Below are 14,529 nucleotides of genomic sequence, written 5' to 3'. Positions count from 1 at the left end.
ATATTGTTTTCAGACAGGCATTTAAGCTGAAAAGCCTGTCTGAAAAATCAGCGGTCGGATAGGTTTTGCGCTTGGCGGTGACGAACGAGAACTTCGTATTTTTTTTGTAGGCGCTGAGCCAGTTGTTCTACGACGTAAACAGAACGATGCTGCCCGCCGGTACAACCAATGCCGATGGTAACATAACTGCGGCTTTCAACTTGCATGCGGGGCAGCCAGCGTTCGAGAAAGGTGTCGATGTCGTCGATGATTTCTTGTGCGAGCGGTTGCGCGTTGAGGTAGTCTTGGATGGGTTTGTCCATACCGGTAAAAGGGCGGAGTTCCGGATCATAATAAGGGTTGGGCAAGCTGCGCATGTCGAACAGGAAATCGGCATTGTTGGGTACGCCGTATTTGAAGCCGAATGATTCTAAAATCACCAGCAGGCCTTCACGGTCGATTTTCAGCCATTGTTGTACGGCATAGCGTAGCTGCTGGGCATTCATTTTAGAGGTGTCGATGCAGTAGGCTAATTCGCGCAGGGGATAAAGCAGCTCGCGTTCGCGATGGATGCTTTCCAATACGGTGAATTTCTGACGCGCCAAAGGGTGGCTGCGGCGGGTTTCGGAAAAACGGCGGATGAGGGTTTCGTCGGTGGCTTCGAGGAAGAGGGTTTCTACTTGATGTCCTTCTTGGCGCAGATAGGTAATCTGGCGCTCGGCTTCCTGAGTATTGAGGTCTGAGCGGATGTCTACGCTGATGCCGAGGTTTTCGGTACTGCCGCGTTTGATATGGTGCATCATTAATAGCGGCAATAATTCTAAAGGCATATTGTCTACGCAATTGTAGCCTACATCTTCTAATACTTTGAGGGCGACCGATTTGCCGGAGCCGGACAGGCCGCTAATCAGAACTATCTTCATGGTGGAGTGCGTCTTCTCTTAGTATGGTTTGGTGCCGCTCCAGAAATTCTTTGGTGCTGTCTTTTCCGCGCAGTTGTAAGATGTAGTTGCGCACGGCTGCTTCTACTAATACGGCCAAGTTGCGGCCGACGGCAACGGGCAGAGTAACGGAGCGTATGTTCACATTTAAAATGGATTCGGTTTCGGTACGTATGCTCAGGCGGTCGAGCTGTTTCATATATTCGTCGTCGGCTGCAACCAAGCTGATGATGAGTTTTAGTGTTTTATTCGGTCGGATGGAGGTTTCGCCGAAAATATGCCGGATATTGAGTACGCCTAAGCCGCGCACTTCAAGAAAATCGCGCAACATGGCGGGGCAGCGGCCTTCCAAGGTTTCGGGGCCGGTGCGGTGCAATTCGACCGCATCGTCGGCAATCAGGCTGTGGCCGCGGGAAATCAGCTCTAGCGCCAATTCGCTTTTGCCCAAACCGGAATGGCCGGTAATTAAAACGCCGACCTCAAATACATCAAGAAATACGCCGTGTTTGATGGTGGAAACCGCCAGTGCGCGTTGCAGATAGATGCGCAACACATCCATCAGGTAGGGACTTTCCAGTTTGGAGGTCAACAGGGGGACGTTGTTGGTATGGCAATAATCACGCAGCATGGCCGGTACGGCCAAGCCGTTGGCAACGATAACGAGTGATACGGTTAGGTCGAAAATTTGTTTGAAGCCGGTCAGCGGCTGAACGGAACCTGATGCTTCCAGGCGATTCAGGTATTCCACTTCGGCCACTCCGAGAACCTGAACTTGGTTGGGGTGGATGAAATTCAAATGGCCGACCAGCGCCAGAACGGGCTTGTCGGCGTCAACACCAATCCGGTTGTCGGCACCTGCGGTTCCGGCCGACCAAGCAAGCTGAAGTTTATGTTGGTTGTCTTGATAGAGCTTGCGTACGGAAATACTGGGCATCGTCGGTTCTTATTCTTCTGCGGAGAAAATCGCCAGAATGTCTTCCGCACTTTGCGCTGTCATCAGGGCTTCGCGTACGGATTTGGAGGAGAATTTCCCTGCCAGTTTGGATAACACTTCGAGGTGTTCGCTGGTGGCGTTTTCGGGAACGAGTAGGGCAAATACGAGGGAGACAGGTTTGCCGTCGGCCGCATCGAAGGCAACCGGTTCTTTACAGCGGATAAACGCCCCCGTTGCTTTTTTTACCGAAGCATGGCGCCCGTGAGGAATGGCTACGCCTTGTCCCAAGCCTGTGCTGCCCAGTTTTTCACGCTGGAACAGACACTCGAACACATGGGGAGCGGAGAGGCCGGAATGTTTTTCCAGCAGATTTCCGATTTCTTCAAAAAGACGCTTTTTGCTGCTGATTTCTACGTCTAATTCGATATGCTGCAAAGGAAGGATTTCAGCAATCAAGCTCATAAATTTCTCTTGAGTTAAATAAAGCAAAACAGTTTAGATTGTACCGAGTGTTCATCGGAATCTCAATCTTTGCTCATGATTTTACATTGAAAGAAGCGGATTTTATATGAAAAAGTTTTATTAAAACATTATGTTGTGCAGAGTTGATGATTTGGGAATATTTTGATGCTGACTGATGGTTTGTTTGGAGATATTCAGACAGGCATTCATCGACTGGCTTGAAATGAGGTTTAATGTTTTTAACAAAACCTGTGAAAACTGGTATGGATTTTGCTTTTCCGCTAAAATCGGTTGTCAATTAGAGGGATTTTTGATAAATCATAAATAAAATCATTTGGTTGTATTTGTGTTGTTGCTGGATATGGCTGATGCTGCGGTTGTTGCGCAGGGCATATTCGGAATCCCGCTTCGGGTTTGGCAGCATCCCCTTTAGCATGTTTTTGGCAAATTGATGAATCGAAACTGAGTATCATGATGCCCCGTGCCGGCTGTCGGACAATTTAAAAATAACTTAAGGAAACCCGATGAACCTTAAAAAAGCCACGATTCTTTTGTTTTTTCTCTTGCCTTTGGCAGCGCAGGCTGCTGATTTCAGCGGTGCCGGCCTGAGTATGGCATGGGGTATTCCGTTTGTATTGATTTTACTTTCTATTGCAACCGGGCCTTTGTTGGTGCCTCATATCTGGCATCATCATTTCGGCAAAATCACCGCTTTGTGGACCGCGCTTTTTCTGGTTCCGTTTGCCGTCGTTTTTGGTTTCGGAACGGGTTTGCATACGGTGGTGCACGCGCTGGTTGGGGAATATATTCCTTTCATTTTGCTTCTGGCGGCGTTGTATACCATTTCCGGCGGTATTCTGGTGTGGGGTAATTTGCACGGCAGCCCGAAACTCAATACGGCTTTGTTGGCAATCGGAACGGTATCGGCGTCAATTATGGGCACGACTGGGGCGGCAATGCTGTTGATACGCCCGCTGCTCAAAGCCAACGATAATCGGAAGCATCGCGTGCATGTGGTGGTGTTTTTTATTTTTTTGGTGGCGAATATTGGCGGAGGGTTAACGCCTTTGGGTGATCCGCCGTTGTTTCTCGGCTTCTTAAAAGGTGTGGATTTCCTATGGACCGTGCAGCATATGGCCGCGCCGGTGTTGCTCAGCTCGATCATTCTGCTTACGGTGTTTTATTTTTTAGACCGTCATTATTTTGCTAAAGAAGACGAGCTTGCGCCGCGCGATCCTACGCCGGATAGCCGCTTGCAGATTTATGGCAAATTTAACTTTTTGCTGTTGGCCGGAGTGGTTGGTTCGGTGTTGATGTCGGGTATTTGGAAGCCTGACGTGGCTTTTGATGTGTTGGGCACTCATTATGAGTTGCAAAATCTGGTACGCGACGTGATTTTGATTGTGCTGACGCTGATTTCCATGAAAGTGACGCCTAAGCAGGTGCGTGCCGGTAATGAGTTTGATTGGGGGCCGATTGTCGAGGTGGGTAAGTTGTTTCTCGGCATTTTCATTACTATTTCGCCTGTGATTGCGATGTTGCAAGCGGGAGAGGCGGGCGCGTTTTCAGGCTTGATAAAACTGGTGCATAACGAAGCTGGCGATCCTGTTAATGTGATGTATTTCTGGATGTCGGGTATGCTTTCTGCGTTTCTGGATAATGCGCCGACTTATTTGGTGTTTTTCAATATGGCGGGCGGCGATGCGCATACTTTGATGAACGGCCATTTGTTTCATACGCTGTTGGCGGTGTCGATGGGTTCGGTGTTTATGGGTGCGCTAAGTTACATCGGTAATGCGCCAAACTTTATGGTTAAGGCGATTGCGGAACAGCGTAAGGTAGAAATGCCGAGTTTTTTCGGCTATTTGGCTTGGTCGTTCGGTATTCTGGTGCCGTTGTTTATTGTGCATACGGTGGTTTTCTTTGTTTTAGAGCTGGTTTAATCAGTTGCTGTTTCAAAATGCCTGTCTGGAAATTTTTCAGACAGGCATTTTGATTGTGTCGCCATTTTGCGTTGGCTGTAAAATTCGGATCGGTGTTGATAGGGTGTTTTGTTGCAGAGATGATTGGGCGGTAATGCGTTGTTTGTTTTCCATTTAAACTTTCATACCGTTGCCGCTGCTAAAATTTACGCTGGGCAAAGAATAATAGTTCTTTTAAGATTCTTGCTTTATACTGACGAAAATCGTGTAACAGGCAAGATTGCTTTTGATATGCCTGCCTCAACCCTGATATGGCCTGCGCCTAGGCTTGGGTTGGTTAATTGTTAATTATTTTGAAAGACATTATAATAGCTGCCATGAAAAAATATCTGTTACCCATTATCTTGGTAGGGGCGCTGGCCGGTTGTGAATCCATTTACCTTCCGTCTTTGAAAGAAGTGCCTGTTTACCCGACGAATAAAGGTCAAGATGCGCCTTCAGGTAAGTTTGCTCTGGCGTCTACGCATTGGACTGACGTTTCCAAAATCAGAGACGAGGCTACTCGCTTAAGCTATCAGGTTAGCAAAGGCGAGCTGACCAAGGTTCAAGCGGCGCAATATCTGAACCGTTTCCGAATCAAGCAAGTTGGCCGGAATACGATTGATGACAGTATGTATGAAGTGTATCTGCGCTCGGCGGTTGAAAGCCAGCGCGGGGTTATCAATACCGAGCAATCGAAGCTTTATGTACGCAATGCGTTGAAAGGTTGGCAGCAACGTTGGCCGAATATGGATCATCGACCAACCAATCCTGCGTTTACCAACTTCCTGATGGAAGTGATGGATATGAAGCCTTTGCAATAAACCGAAATAAAGTAAAAAGCCTGTCTGAATGTGTTCAGACAGGCTTTTTCAATTGGTTGCGACTTGATTTAAGGTTTAAGGATTAAAAATGATTTTAAGCGCTTGCCGCGTCTTCCGTTGCCAGAAAACCGCGCAATTTTTGCATGGCCTTGGCTTCGATTTGGCGGATGCGTTCGGCCGATACGCCGTATTCGGCAGCCAGCTCGTGCAAGGTCATGCCTCCGTCGTCTTGCAGCCAGCGTGTTTCTACGATGCGGCGGCTTCGGTCGTCAAGTTTGGCTAAGGCGTTTTGCAAGCCTTCGGTTTGCAGGGTTTGGTCGGCTTTCAATTCAATCTGGCGGGTAGGCTCGTTATCGTTGTCTGCCAGCCAGTCGATGGGGGCGAAGCTGTCTTCATCGTCGCTGTTTTCGGCAAGAATGCCGATATCGCGGCCGGTCATGCGTTGCTCCATTTCCATCACTTCGGAAAGTTTTACACCCAAATCGTCGGCAATGTCTTGCGCTTCTTTTGGGGATAAGGCGCTCAGACTTTTGCGCATGCTACGCAGATTGAAAAACAGTTTGCGCTGCGGTTTGGTGGTGGCAACGCGAACCATGCGCCAGTTACGCAGGATGAATTCGTGAATTTCGGCTTTAATCCAATGTACGGCAAATGAGAAAAGGCGGGCGCCGCGCGAGGGTTCGTAGCGTTTTACGGCTTTCATTAGGCCGATGTTGCCTTCTTGAATCAGGTCGGCTTGATTAAGCCCATAGCCGTCGTAGCCGCGGGCAATGGATACGACAACACGCAAATGGGAAAGGATAAGTTTTTTGGCGGCTTCCAAGTCGCCTTTGATTTGACGCTCTGCCAGTTGAGTTTCTTCTTCGGCAGACAGCATGGGAATGTTGTTAACGGTATGAATATATTGCTCCAAGCTACCGTGACCGCTCGGTACGGGTAATGCAAAGGCTTGATTCATTGTCATCGTATGTCGTTTCCTTTTCGTTATATCGGTTTGTTCTTATTGGTTGTTACAACTATTGAATTAGATTTTAGCATTTTTGATTGAGGAGTGTCATCGCTCATCTTTATGTGTCTAAAGCTATTAGACAGAAGTTTCGTGTTTGGTTCTATACTTAATAGGTAAAATTTTGTATATTTTTAAAATTGATTGGTTTTAATTATTTGAGTGAATTGGTCGGGATTATGCCATACCTGTCTGAAAGGTTTCAGACAGGCATGGTATTTTATGATTTTCGTTTTCTGCCTGAATATAAGCAAAGGCCTGAAAATAGGCTCAGTAAGCCGATTAACGGCCATGAACCGCCCATTTTCATATAAGGCGTTTCGCCTGTATAGCCTTGAATTTCGCCTTGCAGGATGGTGGTGCTATCGGCGGGAGCGGCCTGGATGATGCGGCCTTTGGGATCCACAATGGCCGTGGCTCCGGTATTGGTGGCGCGCACCATGTAACGGCCAAGCTCAAGGGTGCGAGCTTGGGATTGCTGAAGGTGTTGGTACATGGCGTTGGAGTCACCGTACCAAGCAAGATTGCTGATGTTGGCCAGCACGCTGGATCGTTTGGCGGGGTCGATTAATTCATCGCCGAAGCCGTCTTCATAGCAGATGTTGAAGGCTACTTTTTGGTTGGCCATGGATAGGGGGTTTTGATTGAAACCTCCGCGCTTGAAATCGGCAAGGGGCATGTTCATCATGCGGTAAAGCGGCTCGGTAATCCACGGGAGCGGTTTGTATTCGCCAAACGGAACCAGATGGTTTTTGGCGTAATAGGGAAGGTCGTCCGGTTTTTCGGGGTTGTAGCGGGTAAGGTTGATCACGGCGTTTTCATAGTTTGTGCCGTTGTCGGTGAATTGTGCGATGCCGAGCGCAAGCGCGCTGCCATTGGTTTTGGCTTGTTCGGCGAAGCGGGCAAGCACTTCGGGCGGCAGGTTTTGCCGCATCACGGTAATGGCGGTTTCTGGCAGGATAACGATGTCGGCATGGGAATCGGTAATCATGTCGAAATACCGCTGGATGATGGGAAGCGCCTGTGATTCTTCCCATTTCAGCGTTTGAGGAATGTTGCCTTGAGGCAGAGCAACACTGGCACGGCTGCCGTCGGGGTGGGTAAATTCGGTTTGGCGCAGTATTCCGCCGGTAACGATCAAGGCGACTAAAGCGCAGGCGGCGGCAATGCGCTGCCGGGTTTGGTGCGGATTGTTGATTGTGAGCAGCAGCCATGCGCCGGCAAAGGCGGTGGCAAGAGTTACCAGATGGATGCCGCCGAGCGGGGAGAATCCGGCCAGCGGGCTGGCATCGGCGATTTGCGAATAGCCGAGTGCACCCCAGCCGAAACCGGTGAGCAGACGCTCGCGGGCAAACTCGGTGAGTGTCCAATAGAGGGGCAGGGCGAGTCCGGTTTTCAGCGGCCGGTTAAGTCGGGTTTTCTGCCACAGCCAGATGGCCAATGCGGGGAATAGGGCGAGATAGGCGGGCAGCAGCAGGGTGAGGGGCAAGGCGTAAAGATTCGGCAGGCCGGAAATGTCGTGCAGGGCAGTGTGTATCCAGTAAAACTGGCAGACGTAGGCAATCAGACCGAAAAGATAGGCACTGCGCACTTGGCGTTCCGGGCGTAATTCCAGTAGGCGGATGAGTGCGCCGAAGATAAGCGGCATCAGCCAGAAATGGTAATACGGGGCGAATGTTAACGGCGTGGCGGCGGCAAAGGCGATGAGCAGCGGCCAGTAAACGGCGGGTTTGCGCCATAGCGCGTCAAGGCGGGAGCAGGCCATAAGGGAGTCTGTATCGATTAGGGTTGGGAAGGAAGCCTGTCTGAAAAAGAGTGAAGTGATGTTCAGACAGGCATTGGGCGGGATTAATGAGCTTCTTTTTTGCCGAGTGCTTTCATCATTGGCAGCACGACGGCACAGGCGATGGCGCCGACAATCAGGCCGACGGCCAAGTTGGCAAGATTGCCTGCTAAACCGACAGTCCAATGGCGGGCTTCAAGAAAATGATGCAGAGTCGCTGAGTAATGAGTGAAGATGCCACCGCCAACAAGAAACATCGCCAATGTGCCGACAACGCTTAAAAAGCGCATAAACCATGGCATGAAGCGGATGATTGCGTTGCCGACAGTGGCGGAACCGCCGCCTTTTCGCATGAGATAAAGGCCGAAATCGTCGGCTTTGACGATGACAGCGACCAAGCCGTACACTGCAACCGTCAGGCCGATGCCGACGGCGCAAAGCGAGGCAATTTTGACAGGCAATGAAGCTTGGGCAACGACATCCAGCGCGATGATGATGATTTCTGCCGAGAGAATAAAATCGGTGCGTACCGCGCCTTTGATTTTATCTTTTTCGCTGCCCAGTTCGTCCGGCTTGGTTTTTTGTTCTGCCTGCGCTTCATCGTGATGCAAAAATTTGTGTAGTAATTTTTCGACCCCTTCGAAACAAAGGTAGGCGCCGCCAATCATCAGGAGTGGCACAATCAGCGCAGGCGCGAATACGGAAAGCAGCAATGCCACCGGAATCAGAATCATCTTGTTAATCAACGAACCTTTGGCTACCGCCCAAACGATGGGTAGCTCACGGTCAGCATTCACGCCGGTAACCTGATTGGCGTTGAGTGCCAAATCGTCGCCTACCACACCGGCAGTTTTTTTGGCGGCCATTTTGGTCATCAGGGAAACGTCGTCAAGGATGGAGGCAATGTCGTCAAGCAGGGTGAAAAGAGATGAAAATGCCATGAATCGGATTATCCTTTGTTGAAATGATTTGATTTTTCGAATGCCATTATAGCGGATAAAAACAGATGCCTGTCTGAAAAAGGGTTCAGGCAGGCATGGCGAAACGGCGTTTAAATCAATCTTACTTAACTTAAAAAATCGTTTTTTAGCGGCTCACAAATATGATGCGCTTACTTAACTTTTACCGCCATCAGCGTATGCAGTCGCCGGCTGTCGGCCCGTGCGACGGTAAATTGCAGCGGTTCCAGTATCACTTTTTCACCGCGCACCGGTAGTTGGCCGAGCTTTTGGATAACAAGGCCGCCGATGGTGTCGGCTTCGTCGTCGCTATAGTCGGTGCCGAAAAAGGCGTTGATGTCTTCAATTTCGGTCATGGCGTTGATGCGCCAACGGCCTTCGGAAACGGGGAATATATTGTCGGCGCTGTCGTCTTCATCGAATTCGTCTTCGATTTCGCCCAGAATTTCTTCCAGCAAATCTTCAAAGGTAACCAAACCGGAAACACCGCCGTATTCGTCAATCACAACGGCCATGTGGTTGCGTTGCTCGCGAAATTCTTTGAGCAAGGTGTTTAAGGCTTTGCCTTCGGGTACGAATACGGCGGGGCGCAGAATGCTTTCCAATTGGAAATGTTCACTGTTGAAGGCGTATTTCAGCAGGTCTTTGGCATGTAAGATGCCTAATACGTTGTCTTTATCTTCGCTGATAACGGGGAAGCGGGAATGGGCGGTTTCAATCACATAGGCAATGATGCGCTCGAAGCTGTCGCCCGATTTGATAACGTTCATCTGCGCGCGCGGAATCATGGCGTCTCGAACTTCCAGCTCATTGAAATCCAGAATTTTTTCCAGCCGCTGCAGGGTTTCTGCATCATAGACTTGCCGTTCATGCGCTTGGCGCAAAATGGCAACCACTTCGTCGGCGGTTTCGGGCGCGTCTCGGGTAATGCGGTGGATAAGGCGTTCGAAAAAATTCGGTTTCGCGGGGTCTTCCATATTCAGATTTCGTCCAGTTGGTAGGGGTTGGGGTATGCTAACTGATTTAACAGTTTGATTTCAAGCGATTCCATGACGGCGGCTTCTTCATCAGAAAGGTGATCGTAACCCATCAGGTGCAGGGCACCGTGAATCGTGAGATGGGCGAAGTGCGCTTCTATCGGTTTGCCTTGCTCGGCGGCTTCTTTGGCGACGATTTGCGGGCAGATGATGAGGTCGCCGGATAAGGTGTCGGGCTGGTGTGCAAACATGGTTTCGCCTTCGTCGAGGGCGAAGCTCAAGACGTTGGTGGCGTAATCTTTGCCACGGTAATCGCGATTGTAGGTGCGGGCGTCGGTTTCGTTGAGCAGAATCAAGCTGATTTCGGCGTGGCGAAATCGGTTTTTAACAGCTTGCCAAATCCAGCGCCTGAATTGTTGTTCCGACGGAATTTGCGGCAGGCCTGAGTGGTCTTCAAGATATAAGTGCAGGCGCGATTGGAGCAATTTGAGAAAGGGGTAGCGTTTGGCTTGTTTCATTGATATCGGCATGTTTTAAGTGAGTTGGCAATATGTTTATTGAAGGGTGCTATTGATAGATTTGCTATTTTATCGATTTACTTGACGTTTAGGCGGATTTTGTTGGGTTAATTAGAAATAATTTTGTTTTGGGTCGGTTTATTTTTGATAGAATGGCTTTAATTATGCCATTTAATTTTTCTGATTGCATGGTTATTTAAATCGTAAGAAGGGTGTTGGCATGTGGTATCAACAAATGAGCAAAATGCTTCTGTTATGCGGCTGGCTTGCATTGGCTGCATGTTCTCGGGATGCGGCAACAACTGTGAAGCCGGTTGAAATGAAAGGGTTGGTTGAAGCGACTTTGGAACAAATGGCGTTTGTTTACCGTAATCAGTCGTATTATTTGATTGATGCTCAGCATGTTGTGTCTCGGAAGATTGACGAATTGCGTGAGAAAAAGTCAGCCTATGATGTTCGATTTGATGTGTGTATTCTCGGTCGAGTGGTAACGAAGCGGCAGAATAAAGGAAGCGGATTCGGGCATTTAGGGCAATATGATAAAGCGATTGAAGTTGAGGGATTATGCAACGGTGCAAATGCTCGTTGAGATGATTTGATTGAGGATGGCTCTTGTGCTGCGGCAGGTTTGCGGCATATTATCCGGCAATGCTTTTGGATATGAGGTTTATTGATGACTCTTGCTTACTGGTGTGTTTTTATTTGTATTTTTCTGCCGATTTTTTGTGCTGTTTACGCCAAGAAAAGCGCAGGCTTTACGCTGGCTGATAATGCCAATCCGCGTGCTTTTTTGGCAAAGGCGGAAGGGAAGGCGGCTCGTGCCAATGCGGCGCAACAAAACGGCTACGAGGTATTTCCTCCGTTTGCCGCCGCCGTTATTATTGCGCATGTAACGGGTGGTGCTGATCAGCTGACGATTAATGTTTGGGCTTTGTTGTTTGTGTTGAGCCGTATCGTTTACATTTGGGCTTATATCAGTGATAAGTCGTTGTTGCGGTCGGTGATTTTCAATGTCAATGCGTTGTGTATCGTTGCTTTGTTTATTGCTGCTGTTTGATTCGGTTTAAACAGATAGAAAAAAGAGTGAAAGAGAATGCCTGTCTGAAAGGTTCAGACAGGCATTCTGTATTTGAGAAAGAGAGTAGGCGGTTTATTCCGATTCGTTTTGCGGCTCGGGAATCTGGAATACTTGGCGCAGATAAGCGAGGAAGGTGTTGTTGTCGGTCATGGTTTTGCCGGGGCTGTCGGAGAGTTTGGCAACCGATTGACCGTTGCATTCGACCAGTTTTAAAACGATGTTGAGCGGGGTGTGCCCAAGGTCGTTGGTAAAGTTGGTGCCGATGCCGAAGCTGGTTTTGAAGCGGTCTTTGAAATATTGGTGCAGCGCCCATGCTTTTTCGATATCGAGGCCGTCGCTGAAGGTAAGCATTTTGGTGCGGCTGTCGATTTTTAGTTTTTTATAGTGGGCGTAGGCTTTGTCGCCCCACAGATAAGGATCGCCGCTGTCATGGCGCAAGCCGTCAAAGAGTTTGGCGAAGTAGAGGTCAAAATCGCGCAGGAAGGCATCCATGCCGACCACGTCGGTCAGGGCGATGCCGAGGTCGCCGCGGTATTCTTTTACCCATGATTCGAGGGCGGCTTTTTGGAAATCGCGCAAACGGACGTCCAGCGCTTGGAAGGCTTGTAAAAATTCGTGTGCCATGGTGCCGATAGGGGTAATGCCGAGTTTTTTGGCCAGATAAACGTTGCTGGTGCCCCGCATGATTTCGGGTGCGGCTGCGTAGAGGGTTCGGATAACGTGTTCTTGCCAATCCAGCGTGTAGCGGCGGCGGGTGCCGAAATCGGAAATGAGAAACGGCGGGTCGTTCGGGTTTTGGGTAATGGCCAAATCTTTTAACAAGGCGGCTTTGGCTTGTAAGCGGCGTTCGCCTTCTTCGAGCACTGCAGCGGTTTCTAAGCGGCGGAAATACAGTTCGTTAACAATAGACAGTATGTAAATTTCGAAAAACATGGCCTGTATCATCGGGCCTTCGATGCGGATGTTCAGGCGGCCTTCGGCATCGGTGCTGACGTCGACGAAGCGGCGTTTGAGTTGAAATAGCTCGAGATAATCGACGAGGTCGCTTTTGATAAAGCGCAGGCTGCGCAGATATGCAAGCTCGTCTTGGGTAAGCCTGAGGCTGCACAGAGAGTCTAACTCGCGTTCCAAATCGTTTCGGATGTCGGACAGCGGATAAACGGTTTGATCGTTGTTGCGGCAGCGGAATTCGTATACGCCATGCGCTTGGGGAAATTGGTGTAACACCACCTGCAGCATGGTGAATTTGTATAAGTCGGTGTCGAGCAGGGAATGGATAATCGGTGTGTGAAGCATGTCGGTTTTTTTCATTGAGTAATGAGTAACGAGGGCTAAATAAGAATGTTTCCTATTAAAACATGTTTAAAGGGTTTTGTGTGGTTTATATTCAAATACGATAATAAGTTAAACGGCTCGTTGGATAATGAAATGCCTGTCTGAAAATAATTTTCAGACAGGCATTTCGGTTTGGCCGGCGTTTTCATCGGCGAACTCGGCGTGTGCCGCACCGTCTTGGGCGTGAATTTCAATTTCAGTAAAGGATTCTGGTTGGATGATGCGTATCAGGCCTTCCTTTGCCAGCTCTAACAGCGCGATGAAATTAACCACGACGTAAGCCACGCCTTGTTCTGGTTTGAATAATTCGGAGAAACGGCAAAAACCGTTTTGCAGCCGACGCAGAATGCTGCTCATCTGGGCGCGTACCGAGATCGTTTCTTGTATGACTTCATGCGAACGGGTGTGTTTGGCTCGCGATAAAATGCTCAACCAAGCTTGGGTCAGATCGGCGGCCTGCACTTCCGGCAGCTTTGTCTCTATTGCGATTTCAAGCGGCAGATAGGCCCATGCGAAATCGCGTCCGGCACGAGGCAAGGCATCTAACCCTTGAGCGGCCAGCTTCATCTGCTCGTAAGCCAACAAACGGCGCACCAGCTCGGCGCGCGGGTCGGCTTCTTCTTCATCGTTTATCGGCGCAGGTTGCGGCAGCAACAGCCGAGATTTGATTTCGATTAACACTGCGGCCATCAAAAGATATTCGGCTGCCAGATCGAATTGGTGCGCTTCCATTTGGGCAATGTAATGCAGATATTGCTCGGTGATTTTAACCATTGGAATATCCAGTACATCGATGTTTTGCTTGCGGATAAGATAGAGAAGTAAATCAAGCGGCCCTTGAAAGCTATTCAGCACCACTTTCAGCGCATCGGGCGGGATAAACAAATCTTGCGGCAGGTCGGTAACAGGTTGCCCGAATATCCAAGCAACGGCGTTGTCAGGCTGCACGGTCGTATTTTCGGCAAGTAGGATCATTTTTGCCTTTCGATGTGTTCGATTGCAGCTTGGGCGCAATACAAACCGAAAGAAGCCGTTACCAGCATGCTTGCGCCGTAACCCGCGCAGGATAGGCCTTGTGGCGCGGTGTTTGTATCGCAAGCCGATTCGGAAACGGGCGGCGTGATATTTTCGGTAGAGAAAACGCAGGGTACGTTCATCTTTCGGCTGGTGTCGCGTGAAAAGCCGTAACGCTTGCGTAAAGTGTAACGTAGGTTGGCCAGCAGCGGGTCGTGGGTAACGCGGCTCAAATCGGCCGTTTGAATCAGCGCGGGATTTTTCTGGCCACCTGCGCCGCCGCTTAAGATAAAGGGTTGTTCACGTCGCACGAAATGGGCTGCCATTGCCGCTTTGACGCGGATTTGATCAATGGCATCGATCACAAAATCGAAACGGTCAGCAAACAATTCGGGCAGATTATCTTCAGTCACAAAATCTTCGATTTCCGTTACGCGGCAGTTGGGATTGATTTGTTTTATGCGCTCGGCAAGAGCGGTGATTTTGGCTTTGCCGAAATCATCGGTTAAGGCATGAAGCTGACGGTTGACGTTGGATTCTGCGATGTTGTCCAAATCAATTAATGTCAGGTTTCCGATGCCTGAGCGGGCAAGTGCCTCCACTGACCAAGAACCAACACCGCCAACACCTACCACGCAAACGTGGGCGGAGTGAAAACGTTGTAATGCGGCCTCGCCGTAAAGACGGGCAATGCCGCCGAAACGGCGCGAGTGAGCAGGGGAAAGTTGGTTCATAATCAATTTTGAGTTTGAGCTGCT

The 14,529-nt window shown here is 49.5% G+C and carries 16 protein-coding genes; 4 read left to right on the top strand and 12 right to left on the bottom strand.

Translation table 11 applies throughout. The features are described from left to right. Positions 1–47 precede the first annotated feature (47 nt). The 4 genes from rapZ to Q4A84_RS04465 form a co-directional block, all read right to left on the bottom strand. Complete coding sequence (gene rapZ / locus Q4A84_RS04480; protein WP_303087727.1) at positions 48–902, bottom strand: RNase adapter RapZ; 855 nt, start codon at positions 900–902, stop codon at positions 48–50. Beyond that, positions 883–1,854: an HPr(Ser) kinase/phosphatase gene (gene hprK / locus Q4A84_RS04475; protein WP_303087726.1), complete on the bottom strand. Its 972-nt coding sequence runs from the start codon at positions 1,852–1,854 to the stop codon at positions 883–885. The genes rapZ and hprK overlap by 20 nt, the downstream gene beginning before the upstream one ends. A 9-nt stretch (positions 1,855–1,863) precedes the next feature. After that, a complete protein-coding gene (ptsN, locus tag Q4A84_RS04470; protein WP_303087725.1) occupies positions 1,864–2,316 on the bottom strand; it encodes a PTS IIA-like nitrogen regulatory protein PtsN in 453 nt (150 codons plus the stop codon). Between the two features lie 298 nt (positions 2,317–2,614). After that, on the bottom strand, positions 2,615–2,740 hold the full coding sequence (locus Q4A84_RS04465) for a hypothetical protein (protein ID WP_303087724.1): 126 nt from the start codon (positions 2,738–2,740) through the stop codon (positions 2,615–2,617). A gap of 100 nt (positions 2,741–2,840) precedes the next feature. Between Q4A84_RS04465 and Q4A84_RS04460 the strand changes: the two genes are divergently transcribed. After that, entirely contained in the window at positions 2,841–4,259 is a 1,419-nt protein-coding gene (locus Q4A84_RS04460) for a sodium:proton antiporter (RefSeq protein WP_303087723.1), read from the top strand. Positions 4,260–4,615: 356 nt separating this feature from the next. Further along, positions 4,616–5,101 carry a prokaryotic membrane lipolipid attachment site family protein gene (locus Q4A84_RS04455; RefSeq protein WP_303087722.1) on the top strand — a complete coding sequence of 162 codons (486 nt, stop codon included), beginning with the start codon at positions 4,616–4,618 and terminating at the stop codon, positions 5,099–5,101. Between the two features lie 94 nt (positions 5,102–5,195). On the opposite strand, the gene rpoH is transcribed toward Q4A84_RS04455, so the two are convergent. The 5 genes from rpoH to ybeY form a co-directional block, all read right to left on the bottom strand. Beyond that, positions 5,196–6,059, bottom strand: coding sequence for an RNA polymerase sigma factor RpoH (gene rpoH / locus Q4A84_RS04450; protein ID WP_303087773.1), 864 nt, complete (start codon positions 6,057–6,059; stop codon positions 5,196–5,198). Positions 6,060–6,327: 268 nt separating this feature from the next. Beyond that, entirely contained in the window at positions 6,328–7,872 is a 1,545-nt protein-coding gene (gene lnt, locus Q4A84_RS04445; protein WP_303087721.1) for an apolipoprotein N-acyltransferase, read from the bottom strand. 83 nt (positions 7,873–7,955) lie between these two features. Beyond that, positions 7,956–8,831, bottom strand: a complete 876-nt coding sequence (locus tag Q4A84_RS04440) for a DUF808 domain-containing protein (RefSeq protein WP_303087720.1) — start codon at positions 8,829–8,831, stop codon at positions 7,956–7,958. 170 nt (positions 8,832–9,001) lie between these two features. Continuing rightward, positions 9,002–9,826, bottom strand: a complete 825-nt coding sequence (locus tag Q4A84_RS04435; protein WP_303087719.1) for an HlyC/CorC family transporter — start codon at positions 9,824–9,826, stop codon at positions 9,002–9,004. Positions 9,827–9,828: 2 nt separating this feature from the next. Continuing rightward, positions 9,829–10,344, bottom strand: coding sequence for an rRNA maturation RNase YbeY (ybeY, locus tag Q4A84_RS04430; RefSeq protein ID WP_303087718.1), 516 nt, complete (start codon positions 10,342–10,344; stop codon positions 9,829–9,831). A gap of 220 nt (positions 10,345–10,564) precedes the next feature. Between ybeY and Q4A84_RS04425 the strand changes: the two genes are divergently transcribed. Both Q4A84_RS04425 and Q4A84_RS04420 read left to right on the top strand, forming a co-directional pair. Beyond that, on the top strand, positions 10,565–10,933 hold the full coding sequence (locus Q4A84_RS04425) for a hypothetical protein (RefSeq protein ID WP_303087717.1): 369 nt from the start codon (positions 10,565–10,567) through the stop codon (positions 10,931–10,933). A gap of 84 nt (positions 10,934–11,017) precedes the next feature. Then, the gene (locus tag Q4A84_RS04420) at positions 11,018–11,401 is read left to right on the top strand and encodes an MAPEG family protein (RefSeq protein WP_303087716.1); all 384 of its coding nucleotides are present in this window, start codon (positions 11,018–11,020) and stop codon (positions 11,399–11,401) included. 93 nt (positions 11,402–11,494) lie between these two features. On the opposite strand, the gene pncB is transcribed toward Q4A84_RS04420, so the two are convergent. The 3 genes from pncB to Q4A84_RS04405 form a co-directional block, all read right to left on the bottom strand. After that, positions 11,495–12,718 carry a nicotinate phosphoribosyltransferase gene (gene pncB / locus Q4A84_RS04415; protein WP_303087772.1) on the bottom strand — a complete coding sequence of 408 codons (1,224 nt, stop codon included), beginning with the start codon at positions 12,716–12,718 and terminating at the stop codon, positions 11,495–11,497. Positions 12,719–12,871: 153 nt separating this feature from the next. Beyond that, positions 12,872–13,732, bottom strand: coding sequence for a ScpA family protein (locus tag Q4A84_RS04410; protein ID WP_303087715.1), 861 nt, complete (start codon positions 13,730–13,732; stop codon positions 12,872–12,874). Continuing rightward, entirely contained in the window at positions 13,729–14,505 is a 777-nt protein-coding gene (locus Q4A84_RS04405) for a tRNA threonylcarbamoyladenosine dehydratase (protein ID WP_303087714.1), read from the bottom strand. The genes Q4A84_RS04410 and Q4A84_RS04405 overlap by 4 nt, the downstream gene beginning before the upstream one ends. Positions 14,506–14,529 lie beyond the last annotated feature (24 nt).

Source organism: Neisseria sp. (assembly GCF_030527965.1).
Lineage (GTDB): Bacteria > Pseudomonadota > Gammaproteobacteria > Burkholderiales > Neisseriaceae > Neisseria.
The sequence above is the reverse complement of the archived record's forward strand: the minus strand, read 5'-3'. Positions and strand labels throughout refer to the sequence as shown.